The sequence below is a fragment of the Micromonospora sp. DT43 genome, from assembly GCF_049841645.1.
Lineage (GTDB): Bacteria > Actinomycetota > Actinomycetes > Mycobacteriales > Micromonosporaceae > Micromonospora.
Genome location: NZ_JBNCKR010000014.1, coordinates 36,788 through 48,395, shown reverse-complemented (window position 1 = coordinate 48,395; position 11,608 = coordinate 36,788). Strand labels below are relative to the sequence as shown.

Here is an 11,608-nt window from a genome sequence, read left to right as displayed (position 1 = left end):
CGAGAGGAGTGCCACCGATGTCAGCACCTCCGAGGCGGATACTCGCCACCACCCTGATCATGACACTGGCAGCGTCCACCCTGCTGGCCTGCGGGGACGACCAATCCGACAGCAACAGCAAAAAGATCACCGTTTGGAGCCTGGAGGACGTCGCCGACCGCGTCACCGCCACCAAGGCGATCATCGCGGACTTCACCGCGAAGACCGGGATCCAGGTCGACCTCGTGACAGTCAACGAGGACCAGTTCCCCTCCCTGATCGCCGCCAACGCCGCCGCCGGCGACCTGCCCGACGTGGTCGGCTCGGTCTCCCTGGCCGGCATCCGTACGCTCGCCGGCAACGAGCTGCTGCACGCCTCGGCGAACGCGGAGGTCGTCGACAAGCTGGGCCGGCAGACGTTCTCGCCCCGAGCGTTGGAGCTGACCTCCGACGACGGCAAACAGCTCTCCGTGCCCAGCGACGGGTGGGGGCAACTGCTCGTCTACCGCAAGGACCTGTTCGCCGCCGCCGGCCTGCCCGCCCCCGACACCTACGAACGGATCACCACCGCCGCGGCGAAGCTGAACACCGGGGGCGTCGCCGGCATCACCGCGGCGACCTCCCCCAGCGACGTGTTCACCCAGCAGACCTTCGAGCACCTGGCACTCGCCAACGGCTGCCAGCTCACCGACGACTCCGGCGGAGTCACGCTCGACTCACCACAGTGCGTCGAGGCGTTCCGCTTCTACGGCGACCTGATCCGCACCAGCTCGGTGAAGGGCGCGCAGGACGTGGACACCACGCGGGCCACCTACTTCGCGGGCAAGGCCGCCATGGTGGTCTGGTCGCCGTTCATCCTCGACGAGCTGGCCGGGCTGCGTAACGACGCCAAGCCGACCTGCCCGCAGTGCCAGGCCGACCCGACGTTCCTGGCCAAGAACAGCGGGTTCGTCACCGCGATCAAGGGCCCCAACGGCACCGAACCCGCGCAGTACGGCGAGATCAGCTCGTGGGCCGTGCTGGACGGCGCGGTGGCCGACCCGGCGAAGTCCTTCGTGGAGTACATGCTCGGCGACGGCTACCCGCGCTGGTTCGGCATGTCCCCGGAGGGCCGCTTCCCGGTGCGCAAGGGCACCCCGGCCGAGCCGGAGGCGTTCCTCACCGCGTGGAACACCAGCCAGGCCGGTGTGGACGCCAAGAAACCCCTCTCCGACGTGTACGGCGAGGAGGTGCTGGCCACCCTGCGCAGCAGCCCGGACACGTTCCAGCGGTGGGGGCTCAGCCAGGGCCAGGGCAAGCTCGTCGGCGCCATGCTCGGCGAGCTGCCGGTGCCCAAGGTGCTGGGCGACCTCGTGTCCGGCAAGTCGGACGCGGCGGCCACCGCCGGCCGGGCCAAGAAGGACGTCGAGGCGATCAAGGCGGGCGTCAATTGACCACCACCGCCCCCGACACCGGCCGCTCCCCCACCGAGGAGCGGCCGGCGCCGCCTCGCCGTCGACCACTGACCCTGCGCCGTCGTGAGTCGCGTGCCGGGCTCGCGCTCGTCGCGCCGACCCTGCTCGTCACCATCGCGGTCATCGGCATCCCGATCGTGTGGACCGTGGTGCTCGCCTTCCAGCGGGTCCGGCTCGCCACCCTGCGCAAGACCGGGCTCTTCGGCGAGTTCACCATGAGCAACATCGACCGGGTGCTGCACACCCCCGGCTTCGCCGACACGCTGTGGGTCACGCTGCTCTACAGCGTTGGCGGCACTGTCGGGTCGATCGCGCTCGGTCTGGTCGCCGCCCTGGTGGTACGCCGGCCGTTCCGGGGTCGCACGCTGGTGCGAGCCTCCATGCTGCTGCCGTACGTCGCGCCGGTGGTCGCGGTCACCTTCGTCTGGCAGGTGATGCTCGACCCGCAGCTCGGCATCGTCAACCACTGGGGTCAGCGCCTGCTGGGCTGGGACGCGCCGGTGCCGTTCCTCACCCAGGAGTCGACGGCGCTGGCCACCGTCATCGTGTTCGAGGCGTGGCGGTACTTCCCGTTCGCGTTCCTGTTCCTGTTGGCCCGGCTCCAGGCGGTGCCCGGCGAGCTGGAGGAGGCCGCCCGGGTCGACGGCGCCACGCCCACCCAGCGGTTCCGGCACATCCTGCTGCCGCAACTGCTCCCGGTGATCGCCCTGCTGGGGGTGCTGCGCTTCATCATGACGTTCAACAAGTTCGACGACGTCTACCTGCTCACCGGCGGGGCCGCCGGCACCGAGGTGGTGAGCGTCCGGGTGTACGAGTTCCTCACCGCCCGTACCGACATCGGTGCGGCGGCCGCCCAGGCGGTCGTACTGGCCGTGGTGCTCATCGTCTTCGTGCTGATCTACCTGCGCTTCTTCGGACGGAGGGTGAGCTGATGGACCGGGACATGGTCGAGACGGTGAGCCTGCGATGGCTGCGCCGCCTGGTGATCGCCGCTTTCCTGGTGGTCACCGTCTTTCCCTTCTACTACATGCTCGTGCTCTCGGTGCGCCCCATCGAGCGGCTGCTGCTCGACCCGGGCTCGCTTGTCGTCGGCTTCGGCGAGCTGACCGTGGCCACGTACGCCGAGGTGCTCAAGGCCACCGACGACGGCGGCCAGGGTTTCCTCACCTTCATCCGCAACAGCGGCCTCGTCGCGGTCGCCGCGACAGTGCTCACGCTGCTCGTCGCGATCCCCGGCGCGTACGCCGTGGCCCGGCTGCGGTTCTTCGGCCGGCGGCAGGTCGACTTCCTGTTCCTGGCCGTCTACCTGTTCCCGTCGATCGTCATCGCGATCCCACTGTTCGTGGTCTTCAGCCTCGCCGGGCTGCGCGGCTCGCTGTTCGGCCTGGTGTTGGTCTACATCTCGCAGACGCTGCCGGTGTCGGTCTACATGCTGAAGAACTACTTCGAGACCATTCCGGTCAGTCTGGAGGAGTCGGCGGCCATCGACGGGGCCGGCCGACTCGGCATCATCCGCCGGGTCAGCCTGCCCCTCGCCGCGCCGTCGATCATGGCGGTCGCGCTCTACGACTTCATGATCGCCTGGAACGAGTTCCTCTTCGCCCTGCTGTTCCTGGTCGACAAGCCGGACCGGTGGACCGTGTCGCTGGGGTTGTCGCTGCTCTCCGACGGCGTGGAGGTGCCCAAGACGGTGCTGATGGCCGGTTCGGTCGTCCTCACCCTGCCCATCGTGATCCTCTTCTTCGCCAGCGAGCGCCTGCTCACCGAGGGTCTGACAAGCGGCGCGGAGAAGGGCTGAGTAGAGGCGTACGGGGCGCTGGGCGGCGTCACGCCGCTCAGCGCCCCGCCCCTTGATCGTTGGCAGCTGAGCGGCTCGACACGCCGAGCAGCACCCTGCTGAGCTGCCACCGATCGGTACGCCCCCGAAGGCCGCGCCGCGTCCCCGCCGGTCCGGTTACGGTGGCCGTATGGCCAACCCGACCCGCTGGGCGACCGACACCGGTCCGGAGCACTCGCAGTGGTACATCGACCGGTTCCGCAAGCTCGCCGCCGAGGGAGCGGACCTGGCCGGCGAGGCCCGGCTGGTCGACACGCTCGTCGCGCCCGGCTCGCGGATCCTCGACGCCGGCAGCGGCACCGGCCGGGTGGGCGCGGCGCTGGCCCAGCGAGGGCACACAGTGGTCGGGGTCGACGCCGACCCCGCGCTCGTGGAGGCCGCCCGCGCCGATCACCCCGGCCCGCGCTGGCTGGTCGCCGACCTGGCCGAACTGGACCTACCGATGCTCGGCGAGGCGGAGCCGTTCGACGCGGCAGTCCTCGCCGGCAACGTACTCGCCTTCGTCGCTGCTGGCACCGAGCCGGAGGTGCTGCGCCGACTCGCCGTGCACCTGCGCCCCGACGGAGTGCTGGCCGTGGGCTTCGGCACCGAACGCGGCTACCCGCTGACCGCGTTCGACGCCGACGCGGTCGCCGCCGGGCTGCGCCTGGAGCACCGCTTCGCCACCTGGGACCTGCGGCCGTGGCGCGACGACGCCCCGTTCGCGGTCAGCCTCCTGCGCCGTCCGGCCACCTGACGTCAGGCCGGGGCGGCGACGGCTCGGGCGGCGGCCGGGTCCAGGGTGGCGCCGGCCGGCACGAGACTGACCAGGCCGGCGGGCAGCCGCACCGGTCGCACGTCGCCGTATCCGAGCATCGCCAGCACCTCCCGGTCGGCCAGCACGTACCGCCGGCCCAGGTCGGTGACCACGGACACCGCGCCTCCGGACGCGCCGGGCGACGCGGCCGCCTCGACCACCGCGCCGCCACCCGGCTGCACCACCACATGGTCGGCCAGCGCCGCGCCGCCGCTCGGCGCGGTCCGGGGAACGGCCGCCAGATCCGGCAGCCGTACGCCGCTGAGCACCTCGCCCGCGCCGCCGTCGTCACCGACCCGGGCGCAGATCGCCGCGTCGTCGGGACCGACGAGCCGGGGCGGGACGGGCGGCGGCGCGGTCGGGCCGCTCGGTGCGAGGTCGGGCATCGTGGGCAGCGCGGCGAACCGACCCAGCGTCATCGGTTCCGACTCCCCCTGCCCGGTGCGGGCCAGCAGCAGCCCGGCCTGCAACTCGGTGATCCCGGCCAGCCCGCCGTCGAGCGCCACCGCGTACTGCCGACCGCCGCCGGAGTTACGCACCAGGTAGACCTGACCGATCGTGGCCCCGGGCACCCGGGTGGCGGGTTGACCCTCGCCGGGCAGCGCCGGCGGGGCCAGATCCACGCCGGCGGGGAGCGCGTTGAGCAGGGCGGGCGCGACCGGCACCGACCGGGAACGGGTGGTGGCCAACGCGGCAAGCACGCGGTTGGGATCGCGGACCAGGTACCGGTGCTGGTGCCACACGAGGTGCAGGCCGCCGTCCGGGTGGCGCAGCAGCAGGGCGTCGTCGCCCAACGACCGACCGCCGTCGGGTTCGGTGCCGATGAGCAGCGCGGAGCGGGGGTCCTCGCCGCCGGCAGTCGAGCAGACCGTCCAGGCGGCCGCCGCCAGCCGGCCCGGGGCGGGCAGTGAGTCCGGCGCGTCGGCGATGCCCAGCGGCAGGCCGCGCGGCACGCCCTCGATCGACCGCCGGGAGACCAACACGGTCTTCGAGCGGTCCGCGCCGACGATCAGCAGCGCCGACGTGTAGTTGAGCACCGGGTGCAGCTTCTGCTCGCGGTAGACGAACCGGGCGCCGGACTCCTTCTCCACGATCACCGCGCCCGGATCGCGCCACCCCTTGCCGCCACCGGCGAACAGGCCGTAGAGCGCGAAGCCCCCGAGCCCGATCGCCGCGACGAGGACGCTGGCCAGGCCCGCGCCCGCCAACCGCCGAAACGGCGACTGGGCCGGGTCGGTCTCCCGCATCACCAGGGCGGCGACCGCCCGCTGGACGCTGAACTGGTAGGAGTGCAGCTGATCCTGCCGCGACGGCATGGGGTCCCTTCCGCTGGTTCGACCGGGCCACAGGATATGCGCTGCGTCGATGTCCCGTGGACCCTGCGTGGCGGCCCCGGCCCCGACCGGTACCATCCGGGGACGAATCCGGCGGCGAGAGGGCACCCGTGGGCGCGCGTTTCGAGGAGCTGGCCTGGCGGGAAACCCCGATCGGCGCGATCAGCCTGCGGCGACGCCGCGATCCGGCACTCCAGGTCGAGGTGTACGAGGTCAAGCTCGACGACGAGTACCTGATGTCCAGCCTCTTTCCCGTCGCCGAGATCGAGCTGGCCCGGCTGGGCCTGGCCGAACTGACCGGTGACGTCCTCGACGTGGTGGTCGGCGGCCTCGGGCTGGGATACACCGCGTGCACCGCGCTGGCCGACCCCCGGGTGGGGTCACTGCTCGTCGTGGAGGCCGTCGAGGACGTCATCGACTGGCATCGGCGAGGGCTGCTGCCGTTCGCGGCCGGGCTCGCCGATGATCCGCGGACCCGGTTCGCGCGGGCCGACTTCTTCGCCGCCGTGGCGGCCGACGGCGGTTTCGACGCCGAGTCCCCCGGGCGGCGGTTCGACGCCGTCCTGCTCGACGTCGACCACTCGCCGCGCAACGTCCTGCACCCCAGCCACGCCCCCTTCTACACGCCGGACGGGCTGCGCCGGCTCGCCGCGTTGCTGCGCCCGGAGGGCGTCTTCGCGCTCTGGTCGGACGACCCGCCGGACGACGAGTTCGTCGCGGCGCTCAGCGAGGTGTTCGCGACCGCGCGGGCGCAGGTCGTGCCGTTCGCCAACCCCCTGACCGGCGGCCAGTCCGCCAACACCGTCTACGTGGCCCGCCGCTGATCCCGCCCCTCCCCGCGCTGGTCCCGGCTCGCGGGACAGCAAGCGCAGGATCGCGGAGGTTGGGCGCCGGAGGGCTCGTTTGGGGATGGCGGGATCGGGAAGGGGAGGCTCGGGCCCGCGTATCCGAACGCGGCCCGTCCTGGGAGGTCGAGATGCGCGCCATGCTCTGGGTCGTCGGCGTGGTCGCCGGCGTGCTGATTCTGCTCGGGCTGATTCTCGAGGCGGTCCGCTGGCTGATCATCATCGGTCTGATCGCGCTGGTGATCGTGATCATCCTCGGCGTGGTCAAGGGCCGGCAGGCAATGCACCACCAGACCCGCCGACGGTGACGCCAGGCCCCCTCAGAACCAGTCCGCGCGCATGTCGAGCGTGGTCCGGTCGAGGCTGTCCAGCAGGTCGAACTGCGGGCCCGTGCGGGACAGCTCGACTGTGAAGAAGTAGCGGGCGGCCTGCCGCTTACCGGCGTGGAAGGCGTCGCCACCCTCCTGCGACGGCAACGCCAGCACCTGCTCCAACCACATCCACGCGATCACCACGTGCCCGACCGCCTCCAGGTAGACGCTGGCGTTGGCCAGGGCGAGCGCCGGGTCGCCGCCGGCCCAGAGTCGGCGGGTGACCGAGGCGATCCGATCCACCGCGTCGGCCAGCCGATCGGCCAGCTCGGCGGCCTCGCCCCCGGCCTTACGGCCCCGGGCGACGGTGTCGCTCATCGTCTCGCTCAGCAGGAGCAGGCCCGCGCCGTCGCGCATGGTCATCTTGCGGCCCAGCAGGTCCAGCGCCTGGATGCCGTGGGTGCCCTCGTGGATCGGGTTGAGCCGGTTGTCGCGGTAGTGCTGCTCCACGTCGTGGTCGCGCGTGTAGCCGGCGCCGCCGAGGACCTGGATCGCCAGGTCGTTGGCTGCCAGGCACCACTGCGACGGCCAGCTCTTGGTGATCGGGGTGAGCACGTCCAACAGCAGGTGCGCCCGCTCCCGGTCGGTCTGCTCCGGGGCGGTCTGCTCCTCGTCGAGCAGCCGGGCGCAGTAGAGGACCAGGGCCAGGGCGCCCTCCACGTAGCTCTTCTGCGCGAGCAGCATCCGCCGTACGTCCGGATGGTCGATGATCGGCACCTGCGGTGCCACCGGGTCCTTCGCGTCGACCGGCCTGCCCTGCGGCCGCTCACGGGCGTACGCCAGGCTCTTGAGATAGCCGGTGTAGCCCAGCGCCATGGCGCCCGCGCCCACGCCGATCCGGGCTCCGTTCATCATGTGGAACATCTGGGCGAGCCCCTGGTGCGGCGCACCGACCAGGTGGCCCACCGCGCCGGGGCGACCGTCGGGGGCGTGCCCGCCGTCGCCGAAGCTGAGCAGGGTGTTCGTGGTCCCCCGAAAGCCCATCTTGTGGTTGAGCCCGACGAGCACCACGTCGTTGCGCTCCCCGAGCGAACCGTCCGACCCGACGAGCACCTTGGGCACGACGAACAGAGAGATGCCCTTCACCCCGGGCGGCCCGCCGGGAATCCGTGCCAACACCAGGTGGACGATGTTCTCGGCCAGCTCATGGTCACCGCCGGAGATCCACATCTTGGTGCCGAACAGGCGGTACGTCCCGTCCGGCTGCGGCTCGGCCCGGGTGGTGATGTCGGCCAGCGAGCTGCCGGCGTGCGGCTCGGACAGGCACATGGTGCCGAAGAACCGACCCTCCAGCATGGGTCGCACGTACGTGTCGACCTGCTCGGCGCTACCGTGCGCCAGCAACAGCTTCGCGTTGCCGAGGGTCAGCATCGGGTACGCCGACGTGGCCACGTTGGCCGCCTGGAACCAGGCGAAGCAGGCGGCGGCGACGGCCTGCGGCAGTTGCAGACCGCCTACCGATTCGTCCAGCCCGGCGGTGAGCAGACCCGTCTCGGCGAAGCTCTCCAACGCGGCGCGTACCTGCGGGATCAGCCGCACCCGCTGCCCGTCGAACGTCGGTTCGGCAAGGTCGGCGGCCCGGTTGTGCGGAGCGAACTGCTCGGTGGCCACCCGCTCGGCGAGGTCCAGGGCGTCGTCGAAGGTCTCCCGGGAGTGCTCGGCGTAGCGGGGACGCTCGACGAGCTGCGACACCCGCAACCAGTCGTGCAGCAGGAAGTCGAGGTCACGGCGGGAGAGCAGAGTGGACGGCACGGAACTCCTCGGCGGGCTGGGGTGTGGCGGTTCGGGGTGGCGGCCGGCGTCGCCCCGACCATCCTGACCGATGGATCGGGAGCACACCACCGCCGCCCGTCGGCAGGCGTCATTGTCGTACCCGTCGGCTAGCGTCCTGGCCCGTGACCGCACCCGGAGACGTCGACCCCGAGGTTCTCGACCGGCTGCGCCCGATCTGCCGCGGGCTGCCGGAGACGTACGAGGAGCCGGCCTGGGTGGGCACGCGTTGGCGGATCCGTCGACGCACCTTCGCCCACGTGCTCACCGTCGACCCCGACCGTCAGGCGGTGCTCGCGCGCGCCGCCGCGCTCGACCGGCCGTCCTGCCTGCTGGTCTTCCGGTCGCCGCTCGACGAGATCGCCGGTCTCCTGAGCGGCGGACACCCCTTCTACAAGCCGGACTGGAGCCCGAACGTGCTGGGCATGATTCTGGACGAGGCCACCGACTGGGCCGAGGTCGGCGAGCTGCTCACCGAGAGCTACTGCGTGCAGGCGCCCAAACGGCTCGCCGCCCTGGTTGACAGGCCCGCCTGAGCGCACTCGGCGAGGCCGGCGCTTCGCGGCGCTCGGCATGGGGATACCGCGCATCGCCACCCTGCCGCACCTGGCCCTGACGCGCGGAGTTGTCGGAGGTCGACACTAGGGTTCCGGCCATGGCTGATGTGGTGCTGGTGGCGGGTGCGTGGCTGGGGTCGTGGGCGTGGGACGAGGTGGCGCCGGGGCTGCGGGCCGCCGGGCACCAGGTCCTTTCCCTGACCCTGTCCGGTCTCGCCGAGAGACAGGGCGTGCCCGCCGGGCAGCAGACCCACGTGCGGGACATCGTCGGTGAGATCGAGCGGCGCGACCTGCGTGACGTGGTGCTGGTCGGGCACAGCTACTCGGGCATCCCGGTGGGTCAGGCCGCCGCGCGGATCGGCGACCGGTTGACCCGGGTGGTCTACGTCGACGCGGAGGTGCCTGTCGACGGCCACTCGTTCGCGTCCGGCTGGTGGCAGGGGCAGGCGGCGTTCGAGTCGGTGCTCGCCGACAACGGCGGCGACTGGCCGCCGCTCGACGCGGGCGAGTTCGACGGTCAGGGGCTCACCGACGAGCAGATCGCCCGGCTGGTCAAGGGCGCCACGCCGCACCCGGGGTCCACGCTTACCGAGCCGGCCGTGCTGGCGCGTCCGCTGGGCGAGCTGCCGACGACGTACGTCAAGTGCCTGCTCGACGGGCCGGAGCCCAACGACACGGTGGCCGCGCTGCTGACCAGCGAGCAGTGGCGACTGGTCACGATGGCGACCGGCCACTGGCCGATGTTCTCCCAGCCCGACGAGCTGGCCCGGTTGCTGGCCGACGAGATCGGCTGACCGTCCGGGGGCTGCTCAGGGCGCCGCCGTGTCGAGCGTCCTGATGTGACGCACCGGGGACGCGAGCAGCCACAGCACGGCGAGCATGCCGCCCACTCCGGCGACGACCAGGGCGGGCCGCAGCCCGAGGGTGGTGCCCAGCGCGCCGCCGACAAGCGCGCCGAGCGGCCGGATGCCGTAGTTGACGGCGCTGTACGCGCCGGCCCGGCGACCGCGCGCGTCGTCGGGCGTCACGGCCATGAGCAGGGCGTTGAGGTTGACGTCCATCAGCATCACACCGAGGCTGGATACCAGCTCGATGGCGGCCAGCATGGCCACCTTCGCCCAGGTCGGGCCGGCGATCAGCGCCGTCAGCGCCAGCGGCGCGGGAAAGACCACCACGCCGATCATCGCGGTCCGGCCCAGCCCGATGGCCCGCGACAGGCGGGGCGCCAGTGCCGCGCCGGCCAGTCCACCGAGCGCGCCGACGCCGAACGCGACGCCGATGGCGCCGGGCGAGAGGTGGAGTTCACGGTTGGCGTAGAGCACCAGCAGCGCGGCGGCGATGAAGGTGAAGAAGTTGACTGTGGTGGTGCAGCCGAGCGCGGCGCGCAGCACCGGGTGGCGCAGCACCAGCACCAGTCCCTCGCGGACCAGCCCGAGGGTGGACGTCTCCCGGGGCGGCGGAGGCGACTCGGTGACCGGGATGCGCCGCAGTAGCAGCGCGGAGGCGAGGAAGGACACCGCGTCGACGAGGATCGCCACCGGCGCGCTGAGCGCCTGCACGAGTCCACCGCCGACGGCCGGGCCGGCGATGAACGAGAGGGACCGGCTCACGCTGAGTTTGCTGTTCGCGTCCACGTACGCCGATCGCGGCACCAGGGCGACGAAGAACGCCTGCTGCCCCAGGGCGAACAGCACCGCCCCAGCGCCGGTGAGCAGCGCCACCAGGTAGAGCTGGGTGAGGGTGATCGCGCCGACCACGTACGCCACGGGCAGGCTGAGCAGCACGGCCGCGCGGGCGAGGTCGGCGATGATCAGGAGTCGACGCTTGTGGGTGCGCTGGTCCACCCAGGCGCCGAGGAACAGGCCCAGCAGGTTGGGCAGCCAGATCAGCGCGGTGAGGACGCTTACCTGCACGGGCGTCGCGGCGAGCAGGGAGACGGCGATCAGCGGCAGGGCCAGCTCGCTGACCCGGTCACCGAACGCCGAGATCGTCTGCCCGATCCAGAAGGTGCGGAACCGCCTGTCGCGTCCCAGCGCCGGTGCGGGCGCGGCGTCGACGGCCGTCATGACGCGGACCCGTCGTCGGCCGGCTCGGGCAGCAGGTAGCGCAGCATCCGGACGAGCTGCGCGCCGGCCGGCTTCGTGTCGTCGTCCTTACGCCGCACGTACGGGGCGATCAGCTCCTCGATCGCCTCTTCGAGATGCCGCAGCTCGTCCGGCGTCGCGACGAAGCGGGTGTCGGCCACCCCGGCGAGCCCGCGCCACTCGGCGTCCAGGCGGGGTTCGTCGTGCAGCAGCCACTGCTGTGGCGTCTCCGCGATCCGGGCGAACATCTCGCCGCGTAGCTGCCGTCCTGCGGCCTGGCCCTCGGCGTCGTCGGGCAGCGTGAAGCGGAACCCCCGGGCGGCCGCCTGCCACCAGCGCTCCCGCTTGCTGGTGGCACCGTCGGCGTCGGTGACCAGACCGAACGTGGCGAGGTGGCGCAGGTGCCAGCTGACCACCGACGGCGTGGCGCCGACGTGCGGCGACAGTCCGGTGGCCGTGGCCGGGCCGTGCCGCTGGAGCCGGTCGAGGATGGCCAACCGGACGGGATGCGCCAGCGCCCGCAGCGCCTGCGGCTCGGTGATCTCGAAGTCCCCGTACGGATTAGTGAGAGACATGTTTCG

12 protein-coding genes are annotated in these 11,608 nt (G+C 72.1%); 8 read left to right on the top strand and 4 right to left on the bottom strand.

What is annotated here, in order from left to right:
* The first annotated feature begins 17 nt into the window (after nt 1–17).
* The 4 genes from ACLQ26_RS26770 (at nt 18) to ACLQ26_RS26755 (ending at nt 4,006) form a co-directional block, all read left to right on the top strand.
* Nucleotides 18–1,412 carry an ABC transporter substrate-binding protein gene (locus ACLQ26_RS26770; RefSeq protein ID WP_425747082.1) on the top strand — a complete coding sequence of 465 codons (1,395 nt, stop codon included), beginning with the start codon at nt 18–20 and terminating at the stop codon, nt 1,410–1,412.
* Complete coding sequence (locus ACLQ26_RS26765; protein WP_393298488.1) at nt 1,409–2,365, top strand: carbohydrate ABC transporter permease; 957 nt, start codon at nt 1,409–1,411, stop codon at nt 2,363–2,365. The genes ACLQ26_RS26770 and ACLQ26_RS26765 overlap by 4 nt, the downstream gene beginning before the upstream one ends.
* Nucleotides 2,365–3,231 carry a carbohydrate ABC transporter permease gene (locus ACLQ26_RS26760; RefSeq protein ID WP_234588159.1) on the top strand — a complete coding sequence of 289 codons (867 nt, stop codon included), beginning with the start codon at nt 2,365–2,367 and terminating at the stop codon, nt 3,229–3,231. Before ACLQ26_RS26765 ends, ACLQ26_RS26760 begins: the two co-directional genes overlap by 1 nt.
* Before the next feature lie 169 nt (nt 3,232–3,400).
* The gene (locus ACLQ26_RS26755; protein ID WP_425747080.1) at nt 3,401–4,006 is read left to right on the top strand and encodes a class I SAM-dependent methyltransferase; all 606 of its coding nucleotides are present in this window, start codon (nt 3,401–3,403) and stop codon (nt 4,004–4,006) included.
* A 2-nt stretch (nt 4,007–4,008) separates the two neighbouring features.
* Here the strand turns inward: ACLQ26_RS26755 and eccB are convergent, their stop codons facing one another.
* Nucleotides 4,009–5,382 (bottom strand): type VII secretion protein EccB, encoded by a 1,374-nt coding sequence (gene eccB, locus ACLQ26_RS26750; protein ID WP_425747079.1) that lies wholly within the window; start codon nt 5,380–5,382, stop codon nt 4,009–4,011.
* A 128-nt stretch (nt 5,383–5,510) separates the two neighbouring features.
* On the opposite strand from eccB, the gene ACLQ26_RS26745 reads away from it, so the two are divergent.
* Both ACLQ26_RS26745 and ACLQ26_RS26740 read left to right on the top strand, forming a co-directional pair.
* On the top strand, nt 5,511–6,224 hold the full coding sequence (locus ACLQ26_RS26745) for a spermidine synthase (protein WP_425747078.1): 714 nt from the start codon (nt 5,511–5,513) through the stop codon (nt 6,222–6,224).
* A 152-nt stretch (nt 6,225–6,376) separates the two neighbouring features.
* Nucleotides 6,377–6,553, top strand: coding sequence for a hypothetical protein (locus ACLQ26_RS26740; RefSeq protein WP_007459256.1), 177 nt, complete (start codon nt 6,377–6,379; stop codon nt 6,551–6,553).
* A gap of 12 nt (nt 6,554–6,565) precedes the next feature.
* Here ACLQ26_RS26740 and ACLQ26_RS26735 read toward each other — a convergent pair whose 3' ends face one another.
* The gene (locus tag ACLQ26_RS26735; RefSeq protein WP_425747077.1) at nt 6,566–8,368 is read right to left on the bottom strand and encodes an acyl-CoA dehydrogenase; all 1,803 of its coding nucleotides are present in this window, start codon (nt 8,366–8,368) and stop codon (nt 6,566–6,568) included.
* Nucleotides 8,369–8,511: 143 nt separating this feature from the next.
* Here ACLQ26_RS26735 and ACLQ26_RS26730 point away from each other — a divergent pair, with 143 nt between their 5' ends.
* Nucleotides 8,512–8,922 (top strand): MmcQ/YjbR family DNA-binding protein, encoded by a 411-nt coding sequence (locus ACLQ26_RS26730; protein WP_393298473.1) that lies wholly within the window; start codon nt 8,512–8,514, stop codon nt 8,920–8,922.
* A gap of 119 nt (nt 8,923–9,041) precedes the next feature.
* A complete protein-coding gene (locus ACLQ26_RS26725; RefSeq protein WP_425747076.1) occupies nt 9,042–9,737 on the top strand; it encodes an alpha/beta fold hydrolase in 696 nt (231 codons plus the stop codon).
* Nucleotides 9,738–9,752: 15 nt separating this feature from the next.
* On the opposite strand, the gene ACLQ26_RS26720 is transcribed toward ACLQ26_RS26725, so the two are convergent.
* Both ACLQ26_RS26720 and ACLQ26_RS26715 read right to left on the bottom strand, forming a co-directional pair.
* Entirely contained in the window at nt 9,753–11,009 is a 1,257-nt protein-coding gene (locus ACLQ26_RS26720; RefSeq protein ID WP_425747075.1) for an MFS transporter, read from the bottom strand.
* Nucleotides 11,006–11,602 carry an ArsR/SmtB family transcription factor gene (locus tag ACLQ26_RS26715; protein ID WP_425747073.1) on the bottom strand — a complete coding sequence of 199 codons (597 nt, stop codon included), beginning with the start codon at nt 11,600–11,602 and terminating at the stop codon, nt 11,006–11,008. Before ACLQ26_RS26715 ends, ACLQ26_RS26720 begins: the two co-directional genes overlap by 4 nt.
* Nucleotides 11,603–11,608: the final 6 nt, after the last annotated feature.